At 60.3% G+C, this 16,992-nt stretch carries 17 protein-coding genes and 1 pseudogene; 8 read left to right on the forward strand and 10 right to left on the reverse strand.

Annotated elements, in window-relative coordinates; translation table 11 throughout:
* Positions 1–113: 113 nt before the first annotated feature.
* Genes secB through AB4N91_RS25140 form a run of 3 tightly spaced genes read right to left on the reverse strand, consistent with a single transcriptional unit; the run spans position 114 to position 1,310 of the window.
* On the reverse strand, positions 114–599 hold the full coding sequence (secB, locus tag AB4N91_RS25130) for a protein-export chaperone SecB (RefSeq protein ID WP_007949026.1): 486 nt from the start codon (positions 597–599) through the stop codon (positions 114–116).
* Between the two features lie 41 nt (positions 600–640).
* Entirely contained in the window at positions 641–895 is a 255-nt protein-coding gene (gene grxC / locus AB4N91_RS25135; RefSeq protein ID WP_010464569.1) for a glutaredoxin 3, read from the reverse strand.
* Position 896: 1 nt separating this feature from the next.
* Positions 897–1,310: a rhodanese-like domain-containing protein gene (locus tag AB4N91_RS25140; protein ID WP_010464571.1), complete on the reverse strand. Its 414-nt coding sequence runs from the start codon at positions 1,308–1,310 to the stop codon at positions 897–899.
* A 153-nt stretch (positions 1,311–1,463) separates the two neighbouring features.
* Here AB4N91_RS25140 and gpmI point away from each other — a divergent pair, with 153 nt between their 5' ends.
* The 4 genes and pseudogenes from gpmI (at position 1,464) to AB4N91_RS25160 (ending at position 6,654) form a co-directional block, all read left to right on the forward strand.
* Entirely contained in the window at positions 1,464–2,993 is a 1,530-nt protein-coding gene (gene gpmI, locus AB4N91_RS25145; protein WP_010464572.1) for a 2,3-bisphosphoglycerate-independent phosphoglycerate mutase, read from the forward strand.
* Positions 2,994–3,234: 241 nt separating this feature from the next.
* A pseudogene (locus tag AB4N91_RS25150) lies at positions 3,235–4,525 on the forward strand (murein hydrolase activator EnvC family protein).
* Between the two features lie 31 nt (positions 4,526–4,556).
* On the forward strand, positions 4,557–5,876 hold the full coding sequence (locus AB4N91_RS25155; protein ID WP_460111860.1) for a S41 family peptidase: 1,320 nt from the start codon (positions 4,557–4,559) through the stop codon (positions 5,874–5,876).
* A 1-nt stretch (position 5,877) separates the two neighbouring features.
* A complete protein-coding gene (locus AB4N91_RS25160; RefSeq protein WP_460111861.1) occupies positions 5,878–6,654 on the forward strand; it encodes a divergent polysaccharide deacetylase family protein in 777 nt (258 codons plus the stop codon).
* Positions 6,655–6,770: 116 nt separating this feature from the next.
* Here AB4N91_RS25160 and AB4N91_RS25165 read toward each other — a convergent pair whose 3' ends face one another.
* From AB4N91_RS25165 to AB4N91_RS25195, 7 genes are all read right to left on the reverse strand, one after another.
* On the reverse strand, positions 6,771–7,526 hold the full coding sequence (locus tag AB4N91_RS25165) for a substrate-binding periplasmic protein (RefSeq protein ID WP_460111862.1): 756 nt from the start codon (positions 7,524–7,526) through the stop codon (positions 6,771–6,773).
* 78 nt (positions 7,527–7,604) lie between these two features.
* Positions 7,605–8,375 carry an imidazole glycerol phosphate synthase subunit HisF gene (gene hisF / locus AB4N91_RS25170; RefSeq protein ID WP_007972752.1) on the reverse strand — a complete coding sequence of 257 codons (771 nt, stop codon included), beginning with the start codon at positions 8,373–8,375 and terminating at the stop codon, positions 7,605–7,607.
* 9 nt (positions 8,376–8,384) lie between these two features.
* A complete protein-coding gene (gene hisA / locus AB4N91_RS25175) occupies positions 8,385–9,122 on the reverse strand; it encodes a 1-(5-phosphoribosyl)-5-[(5-phosphoribosylamino)methylideneamino]imidazole-4-carboxamide isomerase (protein WP_010464588.1) in 738 nt (245 codons plus the stop codon).
* 103 nt (positions 9,123–9,225) lie between these two features.
* The gene (locus AB4N91_RS25180) at positions 9,226–9,483 is read right to left on the reverse strand and encodes a DUF2164 domain-containing protein (protein WP_010464590.1); all 258 of its coding nucleotides are present in this window, start codon (positions 9,481–9,483) and stop codon (positions 9,226–9,228) included.
* Complete coding sequence (hisH, locus tag AB4N91_RS25185) at positions 9,484–10,122, reverse strand: imidazole glycerol phosphate synthase subunit HisH (RefSeq protein ID WP_427700474.1); 639 nt, start codon at positions 10,120–10,122, stop codon at positions 9,484–9,486.
* Positions 10,122–10,715: an imidazoleglycerol-phosphate dehydratase HisB gene (gene hisB / locus AB4N91_RS25190; protein ID WP_003218037.1), complete on the reverse strand. Its 594-nt coding sequence runs from the start codon at positions 10,713–10,715 to the stop codon at positions 10,122–10,124. The genes hisH and hisB overlap by 1 nt, the downstream gene beginning before the upstream one ends.
* A 264-nt stretch (positions 10,716–10,979) precedes the next feature.
* A complete protein-coding gene (locus AB4N91_RS25195) occupies positions 10,980–12,644 on the reverse strand; it encodes an OFA family MFS transporter (RefSeq protein ID WP_010464600.1) in 1,665 nt (554 codons plus the stop codon).
* Positions 12,645–12,868: 224 nt separating this feature from the next.
* Here AB4N91_RS25195 and AB4N91_RS25200 point away from each other — a divergent pair, with 224 nt between their 5' ends.
* The 4 genes from AB4N91_RS25200 to AB4N91_RS25215 all read left to right on the forward strand — a co-directional run bounded on the left by AB4N91_RS25200 (position 12,869) and on the right by AB4N91_RS25215 (position 16,916).
* A complete protein-coding gene (locus AB4N91_RS25200) occupies positions 12,869–13,273 on the forward strand; it encodes an acetyl-CoA sensor PanZ family protein (RefSeq protein ID WP_077747588.1) in 405 nt (134 codons plus the stop codon).
* 78 nt (positions 13,274–13,351) lie between these two features.
* The gene (locus AB4N91_RS25205) at positions 13,352–15,583 is read left to right on the forward strand and encodes an AsmA family protein (protein WP_460111863.1); all 2,232 of its coding nucleotides are present in this window, start codon (positions 13,352–13,354) and stop codon (positions 15,581–15,583) included.
* Positions 15,580–16,647 (forward strand): A/G-specific adenine glycosylase, encoded by a 1,068-nt coding sequence (gene mutY / locus AB4N91_RS25210; RefSeq protein ID WP_424480549.1) that lies wholly within the window; start codon positions 15,580–15,582, stop codon positions 16,645–16,647. Before AB4N91_RS25205 ends, mutY begins: the two co-directional genes overlap by 4 nt.
* A complete protein-coding gene (locus AB4N91_RS25215; protein WP_010464608.1) occupies positions 16,644–16,916 on the forward strand; it encodes an oxidative damage protection protein in 273 nt (90 codons plus the stop codon). Before mutY ends, AB4N91_RS25215 begins: the two co-directional genes overlap by 4 nt.
* Positions 16,917–16,992 lie beyond the last annotated feature (76 nt).

The following is a 16,992-nucleotide window of genomic DNA, read 5'->3' on the forward strand; positions in this document are numbered from 1 at the left end:
ACAAATGTGGGAGCGAGCCTGCTCGCGAAGAGGGCGTGTCAGTCGACATCAATACCGACTGAAACACCGCTTTCGCGAGCAGGCTCGCTCCCACATGGGTGTTGCTGAACCGCTTACTGAACGGTCGGAGTCTCGCCAGCTGCCTGCATGCGTTGCAGTTCTTGTGCGTACAGCGCGTCGAAGTTCACCGGAGCCAGCATCAGGGCCGGGAACGAGCCGCGGGTCACCAGGCTGTCCAGGGTCTCGCGAGCATACGGGAACAGGATGTTCGGGCAGAACGCGCCGAGGGTGTGGCTCATCGAAGCGTCGTCCAGGTTCTTGATCAGGAAGATCCCGGCCTGTTGCACTTCAGCGATGAACGCCACTTCGTCACCGTTTTTCACGGTCACGGACAAGGTCAGCACGACTTCGTGGAAGTCGCCTTCCAGGGCCTTTTGACGAGTGTTCAGATCCAGACCGACGCTTGGCTCCCACTGCTGGCGGAAGATCGCCGGGCTTTTCGGGGCTTCGAACGACAAGTCACGTACGTAGATGCGCTGCAAGGAGAATTGCGGTGCGGTTTCTTCTTCGCTAGCTGCAGTGTTCTGTTGGTCAGTCATCTCAGATCCTTTCTGATCTTGGGGTCTTATAGGGAAGGCGTTCAGGCCTTGAGCATGGCGTCGAGCTTGCCGGCGCGCTCAAGGGCAAACAAATCATCACAGCCACCAATGTGGCGCTCGCCGATCCAGATCTGCGGCACGGACGTACGTCCGGCCTTCTGGGCCATGGCGGCGCGCACCTGCGGCTTGCCATCGACCTTGATCTCTTCGAAGGCCACGCCTTTGTTCTCGAGCAGGTACTTGGCTCGCGAACAGTAAGGGCAGTAATCGCTGGAATAGACGACGACGTTGCTCATATCACTTCACCAGCGGCAGGTTATCGCCTTTCCAGCTGGAAATACCGCCGGACAGCTTGGCGGCGGTGTAGCCGGATTTCATCAGTTCGCGGGCATGGGTGCCGGCGGTCTGGCCCATGGCATCGACCAGGATGATGGTCTTGGCCTTGTGCTTTTCCAGTTCGGCAATGCGAGCGGTCAGCTTGTCGTGAGGAATATTCAACGCGCCAACAATGTGACCGGCGGCGAAATCCTTGACCGGACGGATGTCGATTACAACGCCCGCGTCCTTGTTGACCAAGCCGGTCAGTTCACCGGTGCTCAGGCTGCGGCCGCCGCCTTGCATCTGATAAGCGATCAGCAACGCCAGCAGTACGACGAAGATACCGACGAGCAGATAGTGGTTAGTGGCGAATTGAATCAGGTTAGCAACCATCGAAGGAGGTTCCAGGGCGTTAAAATGTCGGCCAGTATACACAGCCACTATGGTGGGCCAAACCCCGTCCGGCGGTGACGGCGCAGGAACTTCGCTTTAAACTGCCACTCCCTTTTCCATCGCCCTCTTTTAATTCAGCCACGAGTGGAATCCATGACTACCACGCCTAAACCTTTGGTCCTGATTATTCTCGATGGCTTCGGTCACAGTGAGAGCCCTGAATCAAACGCCGTGTTTGCGGCGAAGAAGCCCGTACTGGACCGCTTGTGGGCCACTGTGCCGAACGGCCTGATCTCGGGCAGCGGCATGGACGTCGGCCTGCCGGACGGCCAGATGGGCAACTCCGAAGTCGGCCACATGAACCTGGGTGCCGGTCGCGTGGTGTATCAAGACTTTACTCGCGTGACCAAATCGATCCGCGACGGCGAGTTTTTCGAGAACCCGACCATCTGCGCTGCAGTCGATAAAGCCGTTGCTGCCGGCAAAGCCGTGCACTTCATGGGCCTGCTGTCCGATGGCGGCGTTCACAGCCACCAGGATCACCTGGTCGCCATGGCCGAACTGGCCTACAAGCGCGGCGCCGAAAAAATCTACCTGCACGCCTTCCTCGATGGCCGCGACACCCCGCCGAAAAGCGCCCAGTCGTCCATCGAACTGCTCGACGCGACTTTCCAGGCGTTGGGCAAAGGCCGGATCGCCAGCATCATCGGCCGTTATTTCGCCATGGACCGTGACAACCGTTGGGACCGCGTATCCCAGGCCTACAACCTGATTGTCGACGGCAACGGCGAATTCAACGCCGCCACCGCACAGGAAGGGCTGCAAGCTGCCTATGAGCGTGGCGAGAGCGACGAATTCGTCAAAGCCACCTCCATCGGCGAGCCGGTGAAAGTCGAAGATGGCGACGCCGTGGTCTTCATGAACTTCCGCGCCGACCGCGCCCGTGAGCTGACCCGCGTGTTCGTCGAGGACGATTTCAAGGAATTCGAACGTGCGCGCCAGCCGAAACTGGCCGGTTTCGTGATGCTGACCCAATACGCCGCCAGCATCCCTGCGCCATCGGCCTTTGCCGCCGGCAGCCTGGACAACGTGCTGGGCGATTACCTGGCGAAAAACGGCAAGACCCAGCTGCGCATCGCCGAAACCGAGAAATACGCCCACGTGACCTTCTTCTTCTCCGGCGGTCGCGAAGAACCGTTCCCGGGCGAAGAACGCATCCTGATTCCGTCGCCGAAAGTCGCCACCTACGACTTGCAGCCCGAGATGAGTGCCCCGGAAGTCACCGACCGCATCGTCGAGGCCATCGAAAACCAGCGTTACGACGTGATAGTGGTCAACTACGCCAACGGCGACATGGTTGGCCACAGCGGCGTGTTTGATGCGGCGGTGAAAGCCGTTGAATGCCTGGACCTGTGCGTCGGCCGTATCGTCGAAGCGCTGGACAAGGTTGGCGGTGAAGCGCTGATTACGGCCGACCACGGCAACGTCGAGCAAATGTCCGATGCCTCCACCGGCCAGGCACACACCGCTCATACCACCGAGCCAGTGCCGTTCATCTATGTCGGCAAGCGGAACTTCAAGGTGCGTGATGGCGGCGTGCTGGCGGATGTCGCGCCGACGATGCTGATGCTGCTGGGGATGGAAAAACCATCTGAAATGACCGGCACGTCGATTCTGGTGTAACCAGATCCATCTGACGACGCCAAACCCTGTGGGAGCGAGCCTGCTCGCGATAGCAATCTGACAGCCAACATCATTGTTGAATGTCAGGGCGCCATCGCGAGCAGGCTCGCTCCCACAGTGGTTTTGGAGTGTTTTCAGAGGCAACGCTGCTCCGGTTATCACACAACCCCAATTGGGCGTTTTTTTTGCGGCGCTTGGCGGGCATACTAGGCCGTCCCTTTCCCTGGTGTCGCCCGCCTCTATGCTTCGCGTCCTGATAGCCCTTGCCCTGACTTGCCTGCTCCAACCGGCCTTCGCTGATGAGCGCGCGCAAACCCAACAACAGTTGGACGCCACGCGTCAGGATATTGCCGAGCTGAAAAAACTGCTGGGCAAGCTGCAGGAAGAAAAATCCGGTGTGCAGAAAGACCTCAAAGGCACCGAGACCGAGATGGGCAAGCTCGAGAAGCAGGTCGAAGCCCTGCAAAAAGAGCTGAAGAAAAGCGAATCCGAGCTGCAGCGACTCGATGCTGAGAAAAAAACTCCAGAGCGCGCGCACTGAACAGCAACGACTGATCGCCATTCAGGCCCGTGCGGCCTATCAGAACGGCCGTCAGGAGTACTTGAAGCTCCTGCTGAACCAGCAGAATCCGGAAAAATTCGCCCGAACCCTCACCTATTACGACTACCTGAGCCAGGCCCGCCTGGAGCAGCTGAAGAATTTCAACGAAACCTTGCGCCAACTGGCTAACGTCGAAAAAGACATCGCCCTGCAACAGGCACAATTGCTGGTGCAGAAGAGCAGCCTCGACAGCCAGCGCGACGAACTCGACAAGGTTCGCAAGGAGCGCCAGCAAGTCCTGGCCAAGTTGAGCGACGACGTGAAGGCGCGCGACCAGAAGCTGGCCGCCCGCGAGCAGGATCAGGCAGACCTGTCTAAAGTCCTTAAAACCATCGAAGAAACCCTGGCCCGCCAGGCACGAGAGGCTGAAGAGGCGCGACAAAAAGCGCTCATCGCCCAGCAGGAAGCCGAAAAAAAGCGTTTACGTGAGGCTCAGGAGCAGGCGAATGCCACTGACGCCCCACGCAAACCGGTCAAGTCGAACCCTGGCGCATTGGTTTCCAGTTCAGGCGAGACCTTTGGCGGCCCTTTTGCTTCAAGCCGGGGAAGACTTCCGTGGCCGGTTGATGGTCGACTGCTGGCACGCTTCGGTGAATCCCGTGGCGACGACGCCCGTACCAAGTGGGACGGCGTGATGATCAGCGCCTCCGCCGGCAGCCAGGTGCACGCCGTGCATGGCGGTCGCGTGGTATTCGCCGACTGGTTGCGTGGCGCCGGGCTGCTGGTGATTCTCGACCATGGCAACGGTTTTCTGAGTCTTTATGGTCACAACCAGACGCTGCTCAAGTCTGCGGGTGACGTAGTAAAAGCCGGTGAGTCCATCTCCACTGTCGGTAACAGTGGCGGGCAGGACACACCAGCGCTGTATTTCGCTATTCGTCAGCAGGGTCACCCGAGTGATCCGGCGCAATGGTGTCGTGCGCAAGGATAAGTACGCCATCTACTTCAGGAGTTCGTTAGACATGCTGCATTTGTCCCGCCTTACCTCGCTGGCCCTGACGATCGCCCTGGTGATCGGCACGCCTCTGGCGTTTGCCGCTCAACCGGCCCCGGCGGTCGCGCCTGCGGGCACTGCTGCGACCACCAAGGCGCCGTTGCCTCTGGAAGAGTTGCGCACCTTTGCCGAGGTCATGGATCGGATCAAGGCCGCCTATGTCGAACCGGTGGACGACAAGACCCTGCTGGAAAACGCCATCAAAGGCATGCTCAGCAACCTCGATCCGCACTCCGCCTATCTGGGCCCGGAAGACTTCGCTGAATTGCAGGAAAGCACCAGCGGCGAATTCGGCGGCCTGGGCATCGAAGTCGGCGCGGAAGACGGTTTCATCAAAGTGGTCTCCCCGATTGATGACACCCCGGCGTCCAAGGCTGGCATTCAGGCTGGCGACTTCATCGTGAAGATCAACGGCCAGCCGACTCGCGGCCAGAGCATGACCGAAGCCGTAGACAAGATGCGCGGCAAGATCGGCCAGAAAATCACCCTGACCCTGGTGCGCGACGGCGGTACGCCGTTCGACGTGACCCTGACCCGCGCCATCATTCAGGTGAAGAGCGTCAAGGCGCAGCTGCTGGAGTCGGGCTACGGCTACATCCGCATCACTCAGTTCCAGGTCAAGACCGGTGAAGAAGTGTCCAAAGCCCTGGCCAAATTGCGCAAGGACAACGGCAAGAAGCTCAACGGCATCATTCTCGACCTGCGCAACAACCCAGGCGGCGTGCTGCAATCGGCAGTGGAAGTGGTCGACCACTTCATCACCAAGGGCCTGATCGTTTACACCAAGGGCCGCATCGCCAACTCTGAACTGCGCTTCTCGGCCACCGGCAAAGACGAAAGCGAAGCCGTGCCAATGGTTACGCTGATCAATGGCGGCAGCGCCTCGGCCTCGGAAATTGTCGCCGGCGCCCTGCAGGATCAGAAACGCGCGGTGGTCATGGGCACCACCAGTTTCGGCAAAGGCTCGGTACAAACCGTGCTGCCACTGAACAACGACCGCGCGCTGAAGATCACCACGGCGCTGTACTACACGCCGAACGGCCGCTCGATCCAGGCCCAGGGCATCGTCCCGGACATCGAAGTGCGCAGGGCCAAGATCACCAACGAGCAGGACAGCGAATACTTCAAGGAAGCCGATCTGCAGGGTCACTTGGGCAATGGCAACGGCGGCGCCGACAAACCGAGCGGTTCCAGCAGCAAGGCCAAGGCAATGCCGCAGGATGACGATTACCAACTGGCCCAGGCGCTGAGCCTGCTCAAAGGGCTGAGCATCACCTCCGGTCGCTAAGGTGCGCCTGCGGCTGCTGATCGGTCTGCTGTGCTGTCTGGCGGGCGTTGCCCACGCAACGCCCGCTACCGCTGCGCCGCAGAAAGCCTATCTCACGTTGATCATCGATGACCTGGGGCAGAACCTGCCCCGGGATCGTCGCGTGCTGGCCCTGCCAGGCCCGGTAACAGCGGCGATCATGCCCGACACGCCCCACGCCACCGAATTCGCCCGCGAGGCCCATCGCGCCGGCAAGATCGTCATCCTGCACATGCCCATGGACCCGGCCACCGGCCCGTTTGCCTGGCATCCCGATTTGCCCGTCGACGAACTTGAGAAACGCCTGAGCGCGGCGTTCAAGGTCGTGCCTTACACCGCCGGCATCAACAACCATATGGGTAGTCGCATGACCGCTCAGCAACCTGCCATGGCCTGGTTGATGGCGGACTTGCAGCGCCGGCACAAGCTCTTCGTCGACAGCCGCACCAGCGCACAGACCGTCGCGGCAGCCGAGGCACAGAAGATTGGGTTGGCAAGCGTTTCGCGGGATGTGTTTCTGGATGACGAGCGCACCGAAGCGGCGATTTTCACGCAGTTGCAGACGGCGATTAATTTGGCACACAAGCAAGGCTCGGCGGTGATGATCGGGCATCCGTATCCGCAGACGCTGGCGGTGCTGGAGAGGGAGCTGCCCAAGCTCAAGGCTCAGGGCATTGAGTGGATCGACATCAAGCAGATGATCAGCGTGCGCAGCAATCGCGCGACGGCTGCGCATGGAAAGGATGGCGTGTACCGCTAATCCGCAACAACACAAAACCACTGTGGGAGCGAGCCTGCTCGCGATGGCGGTGAATCAGCCAACAGTGATGTTGACTGACACTGCCTCATCGCGAGCAGGCTCGCTCCCACACTTGATCAGAGATACCGCGCCATGATGTCGTCCACCACGCCTTCTTTGCGCAGCTGATCCAGCGCGGCTTGCAGCTTGGCCACCACGTCATTTGGAACGTCTTTGTTCAACGCCAGATAGAGTTCGGCGCTATTGAACCGCAACACCGTCTTGAGACCGTTAACGCCCTCCTGACGCGCCAGATAGCGCCCGGCCGGGTCGCCCGTGGCCCACAAATCAATCTGACCACTCACCAGCTTCTTTGCGTTGTCCTGATCGCGCAGCACGACAATGGGCTTCAACCCTTGCTTGGCCAGCGTCTCGGCAATCGCATCGCCCTTGTATGCGCCGATCTTGTATTTGCGCGCCTGATCCAGCGTCTCCAGGCTGATCTTGCTGTCAGCCTTGGGCAGCATGATCCAGTCGTCCGGGCCAATCGGGCCGACCCACTTGAACAGCTTTTCGCGGTCCGGCAAGCGCGCCATCACGAACACGCCGTAACCGGGTTTCTCGAGGGCGAGCTTGTAGATTCGCTCCCAAGGGAAGCGCAGTGTCAGGCTGTAGGTGACGTCGGCACGTTTGAACATCTCGCGGACGATGTCCACGGCAATGCCATTGATGTTCTCGTCCTGAGCGAAGTTCTTGCCGTTCTTCGCCATGTTGTATGGCGGGAAATTTTCCGTCAGTAACACCAGGTCGGTGTCGGGACTTTCTTCAGCGTGGGCTCCATTGATGAGCAACAGAGAAGCGCTGGCGAGGACAAGAAGCAGGCGTTTGATCATGTTGGGCTACCGAAATCCATGGCGTGCCCAAGAGTGCCTTGAGCCCGCCATGCTGTCCACTGGCCTGCATGGATTTGTTTAGCGCATGACGATTCCGCGATGCGCCATGTAGGCCTTGGCTTCCTGCACCGTGTATTCGCCGAAGTGGAAAATACTCGCCGCCAATACGGCGCTGGCGTGACCTTCGATGATGCCGTCGGCCAAATGCTGCAGGTTGCCGACGCCGCCGGAGGCAATCACCGGGATACCCAGCGCATCGCTGATGGCGCGGGTGACGCCCAGGTCGAAACCGTTTTTCATGCCGTCCTGATCCATGCTGGTCAGCAGGATTTCACCGGCACCCAGGCCTTCCATCTTCTTCGCCCACTCAACGGCGTCGAGGCCGGTTGGCTTGCGCCCGCCGTGGGTGAAAATCTCCCAGCGCGGGGTTTCGCCCGGACCGGAGACTTTCTTGGCGTCGATAGCGACGACGATGCACTGCGAGCCGAAATGCTGGGCCGCTTCGCCGACGAATTCCGGGTTGAAAACCGCTGCGGTGTTGATCGAAACCTTGTCCGCACCGGCATTCAGCAAGTTGCGAATGTCCTGCACCGTGCGCACACCACCGCCCACCGTCAGCGGGATGAACACCTGGCTGGCCATGCGCTCGACGGTGTGCAGCGTGGTATCGCGGCCATCGACGCTGGCGGTGATGTCGAGAAAGGTAATCTCGTCAGCGCCCTGCTCGTCGTAGCGACGGGCGATTTCCACCGGATCGCCGGCATCACGAATGTTCTCGAACTTGACGCCCTTGACCACCCGGCCGTTGTCCACGTCCAGGCAAGGGATGATGCGTTTGGCCAGCGCCATGGTCAGTCCTCAGCCTTTGTACGAATCGCAGAAAGCTTGCGCTTCAGCGACATCGAGGGTGCCTTCGTAGATCGCCCGGCCGGTGATGGCGCCGATGATGCCTGGCGCCTTGGCGTCCAGCAGCGACTTGATGTCACCCAGATTGTGGATACCGCCGGAAGCGATGACCGGAATGCGCGTGGCAGCGGCCAGGGCAGCGGTGAACGGTACGTTGCAACCCTGCATCATGCCGTCTTTGGCGATGTCGGTATAAACGATCGCGGACACGCCATCGGCTTCGAACTGCTTGGCCAGGTCGATCACCTGAATGGTGCTGATTTCCGCCCAACCGTCAGTGGCGACGAAACCGTCTTTGGCGTCCAGACCGACGATCACTTTGCCCGGGAACGCACGGCACGCTTCAGCGACGAAGGCCGGATCTTTCACGGCTTTGGTGCCGATAATCACGTAGCTCACGCCCGCTTTGACGTAGTGCTCGATGGTTTCCAGGGAACGGATACCGCCACCGATCTGGATCGGAAGGTTCGGGTAGCGCTTGGCAATGGCTGTGACCACTTCGCCGTTGACTGGCTGGCCTTCGAAGGCGCCGTTCAGGTCGACCAGATGCAGACGACGGCAACCGCCCTCCACCCACTTGGCAGCCATGCTCACCGGGTCATCGGAGAACACCGTGGAATCTTCCATGCGGCCCTGGCGCAGACGAACACAGGCACCGTCTTTAAGATCGATAGCGGGAATAATCAGCATGCTTTTTCCTTCGTCCAAAGAGCTGCAAGCTGCAAGCTATAAGCTGCGAGCACGCACGCGTTTCTACTTCTTGCAGCTTGCAGCTTAAAGCTTGCAGCTGCTCCTATGCTTTCTCGAGCGCCCACAAGTCGCTTTCGATGCTTTCGAACCTCTCTTTGAGGTGCGTCTGCACATCGAAAATCGCCCTGTTGTAATAGTGCGGCGCAATTTCGCGAGTAAACAGCTCAAGGATTTCAGCCGCTTCGAACGAACCCAGGTCCAGTTCGAAGCGATCTTCCATGAAGCGTTTGATCTTGTGATTGGCCTCGTTCTCCTGTTCGGGAGTGAGGGTCAGGATCGGCGGCTTCTTCTTGGCAGCCATTTACCAGCGACCATCCCACGCGGCGAAGTTCTGCAGCAATTGCAGGCCATGGGCATGGCTCTTCTCCGGGTGGAACTGCACGGCGAAACGCGAGCCATCGGCCAGCGCTGCGGCGAAATCGACACCGTAGTGACCGCCACCCACCACCTGCCGCGCATTGCCGGCGGCGATGTAGTAGCTGTGCACGAAGTAGAAACGCGCCAGGTCCGGAATGTTGTGCCACAGCGGGTGACTCACCGTCTGCTTCACTTCGTTCCAGCCCATGTGCGGGACTTTCAGGTGTTCGCCGTCTTCGTGCAGGTCCTTGCCGAAGAACTTCACCTGGCCTGGAAACAGACCGATGCAATCGACGCCGTCGTTCTCTTCACTGCTGTCGAGCAAGGCTTGCATGCCGACACAGATGCCGAGAAACGGACGGTCCTGGCTGACTTCACGCACCAGCGAGTCGAAGCCCAGGCGACGGATCTCCGCCATGCAATCGCGAATCGCGCCGACGCCGGGGAAAACCACCCGATCGGCTTCGCGAATCACATCGGCATCGCTGGTGATCAGGACCTTGCCGGCACCGACGTGCTCGAGGGCCTTGGCCACCGAGTGCAGGTTGCCCATGCCGTAATCGATAACCGCGACCGTCTGCATTACAGAACGCCTTTGGTAGACGGCATCTGACCGGCCATGCGGTCATCGAGCTCTACGGCCATGCGCAGGGCGCGGCCGAATGCCTTGAACACGGTTTCGATCTGGTGGTGGGTATTGGTGCCACGCAGGTTGTCGATGTGCAGGCTGACCAGCGCATGGTTGACGAAGCCCTGGAAGAATTCCTGGAACAGGTCAACGTCGAAGCCGCCAACGGTGGCGCGGGTGTAGGGAACATGCATCTGCAGGCCAGGACGGCCGGAGAAGTCGATCACCACACGCGATAGCGCTTCATCGAGCGGGACATAGGCGTGGCCGTAGCGACGGATGCCTTTTTTGTCGCCGATGGCTTTGGCGAAGGCCTGACCCAAAGTGATACCAACGTCTTCCACCGTGTGGTGGTCGTCGATATGCAGGTCGCCTTTGCTGACAATATCCAGGTCGATCAGCCCGTGACGGGCGATCTGGTCCAGCATGTGCTCAAGAAAAGGGACACCGATATCAAATCGGGCCTTTCCGGTGCCATCCAGGTTGATCGAGGCTTTGATCTGGGTTTCCAGAGTGTCGCGCTCGACTGACGCCTTACGTTCGGCCATCACCAGCTCCGCAAAATCATTGGGCGAAAAAGGCAACCATTATAGGGGCGCGGGCGCGAAACAGAAACACGGGAGGTGATATCACTGACGGAGTGAATCCGGGAGTATCGGGGATAGACATGTCCATACAAGCGGATTTGATGGCGCCTCAAACAAATGTGGGAGTGAGCCTGCTCGCGAAAGGGCCTTCACATTCAACATCTCTGTCGACTGTCAGACCGCATTCACGAACAGGCTCGCTCCCACAGGGGCAGTGCGTTTTACTTAATGGAACAGAACCGCCGTCTTCTGCAGGGTCACCCAGACACCCCACGCCAACGGAATCCCCACCACCAGCCACGCAGCAATCGCCAACGGCTTGGTGCCCGGCGCCGCTTTCCACTCCAGCACAGTGCTGGCATCAGCACCCTTGTCGTGGCCCAGCGCCTGTTCGGCGGCCAGTTCGGCGTCGGTCATGAAGTACTTGTCGGCCACCGGGCGAACCATCAGGTTGCACAGGAAACCCAGCACCAGCAAGCCCGCGAGGATGTACAAGGTGATGTCGTAAGCCGCGGCGCGCTCAACGCCGATGCTCAACTGATACTCACGAATGTAGTTCACCAACACCGGACCCAACACGCCCGCCGCCGCCCACGCCGTCAGCAGACGACCGTGGATCGCGCCGACCATTTGCGTACCGAACAGGTCTGCCAGGTAAGCCGGCACGGTCGCAAAACCACCGCCGTACATCGACAGGATGATGCAGAACGCCGCCACGAACAGCGCAACGTTACCCAGGTGACCGAGGTTCGGGATCAGCGCGTACAGGGCAAAGCCCAGGGCGAAGAACACGAAATAGGTGTTTTTACGGCCCAGGTAATCCGAGAACGACGCCCAGAAGAACCGGCCACCAATGTTGAACAGGCTCAGCAAACCGGTGAAACCGGCCGCAATCGCCGCGATAGAAGCCAGTTGCCCGGCGTCCAACTGACCGAACGGCAGGTCAACACCGATCAATTTACCGCCGAACACTTCCTGCAACAGCGGCGAAGCCATGCCCAGGATGCCGATACCCGCCGACACGTTCAGGCACAGCACCAGCCACACCAGACGGAATTGCGGGGTTTTCCACGCCACATTCACGTGGACGTGACGGTGAGTGATCATCGCGTTCGAAGCTTTCTTCGCCGGAGCGGTCCAGCCTTCAGGTTTCCAGCCGGTTGGCGGCACGCGGTAGGACAGTGCACCGCCGATCATGAACACGAAGTAGATCGCGGCCATCACCAGGAAGCTCTGCCACACACCGACGCTGTCTGCCGAAGCGAAGTGGCCCATCAGGGCTGCGGCCAGCGGAGCACCGACCATCGCACCACCACCGAAGCCCATGATCGCCATGCCGGTCGCCATGCCGCGCTTGTCCGGGAACCACTTGATCAGGGTCGACACCGGCGAGATGTAACCCAACCCCAGGCCGATACCGCCAATGACCCCGGAGCCGATCCACATCAGCCAGATCTGGTGGGTATAAATCCCCAGCGCCGAAATCAGCAGACCACCACACCAGCACAGTGCCGATACAACGCCAGCCTTGCGAGGCCCGGCGTGTTCCAGCCAGCCGCCCCAGATCGCTGCCGAGCAGCCGAGGAAGATGAAGAACAGGGTGTAGATCCAGCCGAGCATCGAGATCGGCCAGTCACATTGCGACGAGAAGACTTGCGAGATGAAGCTCATGTCCGGCGCGCAGGCTACCGGCTTGGTCACGCCCAGGGCTTTGGACAGTGGCAACCAGAACACCGAGAAGCCGTAAGCCATGCCGATGCACAGGTGGATGGCCAGTGCGGCCGGTGGTACCAGCCAACGGTTGAAACCGGGCTTGGCGATGATGCGTTCCTTGGACAGGAACCCGGGCTGATTGGCTGTAAAGCCATCCGCCGTGATACTCGTGGTCATTGTGTATCCCCCAATTATTAGTATGGTTCGCCAGCCACTCTTCACCCCCAGCCTTATGCGCACGCATGACTGTCTTTTTCAGGGTGAAGCTCCATTTTGGTGCGACATCACGTCGCAGAAGGACGGACGAACCGGCAGAGGTTACCATCTGTACGTGACAGAAAAACCAAAGTGATATCACCTTTGTGTAAGTCATCTGTTCTCGTACCACTGAAGGAACCGCCATGCCGATCATTGTCGAGCTGCTGCACGAAGCCACTTATCAGGATCAGCAAGACCTGCAAAAAATTTACCGCGACGCTCCGGACTGGCTGTTCGCCCCGTTTTCAGGGGGTTTGCAGCTGATCGAAAGCTGCCTGGAAGACGGTTCGCTGATCGCCGGACGCTTCAATGATCGGCTGCTCGGCGCGGCTCGCTTGCAACGAAACCACGACGTTTGGCACTTGTCCCAAATCTGCGTGCGAAAAATTACCCGTCGCCGTGGCGTTGCCGAACGAATGGTGGACGAAGCGCGGAAAATGGCTTCGCAATCGGGCGTGACCTTGCGTCTGCTGGCACCTGCCGGGCATCTCGAAGCTCAGGCACTGGCCGCCAAGCTGAAAGTGCCGCTGGATGTGCTGCCGACGTGATCGCTGACCGGTCGTCCGCTTCGGAGCGCTATACTCCCCGGCTAAATTTCGAATTCGACTAACTACAAGGACTCGCCCATGAAAGCGTTCGGCAAAATCCTGGGTCTGGTGCTTCTCGGGCTGTTGCTGATCATTGTGGCGCTGGGCTTTGCCCTGACCCACCTCTTCGATCCCAACGACTATAAAGACGAGATTCGCCAGATTGCCCGCGACAAGGCCCACATCGAGCTGACGCTCAATGGCGATATCGGCTGGAGCCTGTTCCCGTGGCTTGGCCTGGAATTGCACGAAGCCAGTGTCGCGACCCTGGCCAAACCCACCGAACCGTTCGCCGACTTGCAGATGCTGGGTCTGTCTGTGCGCGTGCTGCCGCTGCTGCGCCGCGAAGTGCAGATGAGTGACGTGCGCGTCGAAGGCCTTAACCTGCGCCTGAACCGCGACAAGGACGGCCACGGCAACTGGGAAGACATCGGCAAGGCCCCGGCGCCAGTCACCCCGGCCACGCCAGCCGCTGCTGCTGGCGAACCTGCGCCTGCGCCGACCACTACCGCCCAGGCGGAGAAACCGGCCCAACCGATTCGCCTGGACATCGACAGCCTGACCGTCAACAACGCCCGCGTTGAATACAACGACGAGAAGACAGGCAAGCAGTTCAGCGCCGAAAGCATCCAGCTGAGCACCGGCCCGGTCCACGACTCGACCAACATTCCGGTCAAACTCACGGCGTTCCTCGGCACCAATCAGCCGGTCCTGCGGGTACGCACCGAGCTCAATGGCGAGCTGCGTTTCGAACGCGCCTTGCAGCGCTACAAATTCGAGGACATGAAACTCTCCGGCGAAGTCGCCGGCGATCCGCTGCAAGGCAAGACCATGACCTTTGCCGCCCAAGGTCAGTTGCTGCTGGATAAAGCCGCGAACGTCGCCGAATGGACCGGTATCAAGATCTCTGCCAACCAAATGCGCGCACTGGGCGAGTTGAAGGTCAACGACCTCGACAAGACGCCGCAAATCAGCGGCGGCATTTCGATTGCTCAGTTCGACCTGGCGAAATTCGTCGACAGCATCGGCCAGACACTCCCGGCCATGGCCGAAGGCAGCCTGAGCAAGGTCGAGCTGGTCAGCCGTCTGGCGGGCACGCCTGCGAGCCTGTCGCTCGACAACATCAACCTGAAAGTCGACGACAGCAGCTTCAGTGGCCGCATCGCCGTCGAGGACTTCGCCAAGCAATCGCTGCGCGCAACCCTCAAGGCCGACACCTTCAACGTTGACCGCTATCTGCCACCCAAGTCCGCCGAAGCCAGTAGCGCGACGCAAGTGCGTCAGGCCGAAGTCGCCAGCACCGAAGCCGACGCCATGGCGGGCGCCGGCAGCACACCGTTGCCCGCCGCACCGACCAAAACTGCGTGGAGTACAGAACGCCTGTTGCCGGTAGAACGCTTGCGCAAACTCGACGTGCAGGCCGACCTGACCTTCGGCCAGTTGACCCTCGACAAACTGCCGATTCAGAACGCAACGCTCAAGGCCGCTGGCCAAGGCGGCCTGCTGACTCTGGAGGAACTGCGCGGCGACCTGTACGGCGGCAACTTCGAAGCCAAGGGCACCCTGGACGTGCGCCCGGAAGTACCGGCGCTGAACATGCAGACGCGCATCACCAAAGTGCCCGTGGAAAAAATCCTTGAAAGCCAAGGGAAGAACCCACCGGTCAGAGGCCTGGTGACGCTCAACAGCGCGCTGACCGGCAGCGGCAACAGCCAGCAAGCGCTGATCGAGACGCTCAACGGCAACGCCAGTTTCGTCATCAACAACGGCGTGCTGCTCAACGCCAACCTTGAACAACAACTGTGCAAAGGCATCGCCACACTCAACCGCAAAAGCCTCAGCGGCGAGCCACGGGGCAAGGACACACCGTTCCAGGAGCTCAACGGTAACCTGACCTTCCGTAACGGCGTGGCCAGCAACCCAGACCTGAAAGTGCGCATCCCGGGCATGACCGTCAAAGGTGACGGCGACGTCGACCTGCGAGTACTGGGCATGGATTATCGCGTGGGCGTGATCGTCGAAGGCGATAAGAGCGACATGCCGGACCCGGCCTGCCAGGTCGGCGAGAAGTTCGTCGGCATCGAGTGGCCGCTGCGCTGCCGTGGCCCGCTGGAACTGGGCGCCAAGGCGTGCCGTCTCGATAACGAACGCATGGGCGAGGTCGCGAGCAAACTGGCGGGCGAGCGGATCAGTGAAAAAATCGACGAGAAGCTTGGCGACAAGGTCAGCCCCGAACTGAAAAACGCGCTGAAGGGGCTGTTCAAGCGATGAGAGCCGAGCAGTTTTCAACGGCGGTGCTGGACTGGTACGACCGCCACGGCCGCCACGATTTGCCCTGGCAACAAGGCATCACGCCGTATCGGGTGTGGATCTCGGAGATCATGCTGCAACAGACCCAGGTCAGCACCGTGCTGAATTATTTCGACCGTTTCATGGCTTCGCTGCCGACGGTCGAGGCCCTGGCTGCCGCGCCGGAAGACGAAGTGCTGCACTTATGGACCGGCCTGGGTTACTACACTCGCGCACGCAATTTGCAGAAAACCGCAAAGATCGTCGTGGCCGAGTACGGCGGCGAGTTTCCGCGAGATGTCGAAAAGCTTGTCGAGTTGCCGGGCATCGGGCTGTCCACGGCTGGCGCCATCGCCAGCCTGAGCATGGGCCTGCGGGCGCCGATCCTCGATGGCAACGTCAAACGGGTGCTGGCGCGCTTTACCGCGCAAGAGGGATATCCGGGCGAGCCGAAGGTCGCCAAACAGCTGTGGGCGAACGCTGAGCGCTTCACGCCGCATGATCGGGTCAACGCCTACACCCAGGCGATGATGGATCTGGGCGCCACGCTCTGCACCCGCAGCAAACCGAGCTGCCTGCTCTGCCCGCTGGAAAAGGGCTGCGAAGCGCACATGCTTGGCCTGGAAACCCGCTACCCGATCCCGAAGCCGCGCAAGACCGTGCCACAGAAGCGCACGTTGATGCCGATGCTCGCCAACGGTGAAGGCGCGATTCTGCTTTACCGCCGGCCTTCTACGGGCTTGTGGGGCGGTTTGTGGAGCCTGCCGGAACTCGATGACCTCGACGACCTGCAACATCTGGCCTCGCAGCACTCGCTGGAACTGGGCACGCAACAAGCGCTGCCGAGTCTGGTCCACACCTTCAGCCACTTCCAGTTGTCCATCGAACCCTGGCTGGTTCAGGTCCAGGAGGCCGGCCATCACGTGGCCGAGGCCGACTGGCTCTGGTATAACCTCGCCACCCCGCCGCGCCTGGGCCTTGCCGCCCCGGTCAAAACCTTGCTCGAACGCGCGGCCGCCGTATTGAACGCAGGAGAGTTGTCATGACCCGCACCATCATGTGCCGCAAGTACAAAGAAGAATTGCCCGCCCTGGAGCGCGCTCCATTCCCGGGCGCCAAAGGTCAGGACATTTTTGACCACGTCTCGGCCAAGGCCTGGGCCGACTGGCAGAAACACCAGACCCTGCTGATCAACGAAAAACGCCTGAACATGATGAACGCCGAAGACCGCAAATACCTTCAGGGCGAGATGGACAAGTACTTCTCTGGCGAGGAATACGCCAAGGCTGACGGCTACGTTCCGCCGGCGGAATAATCCCGATTTATCGGGGGTCGGAACGTAAGCGACGGTAATAGTTAAATTTTTTTGAAAACTTGCTTGACGACCCCCT

Source organism: Pseudomonas sp. H3_D04 (genome assembly GCF_054669175.1).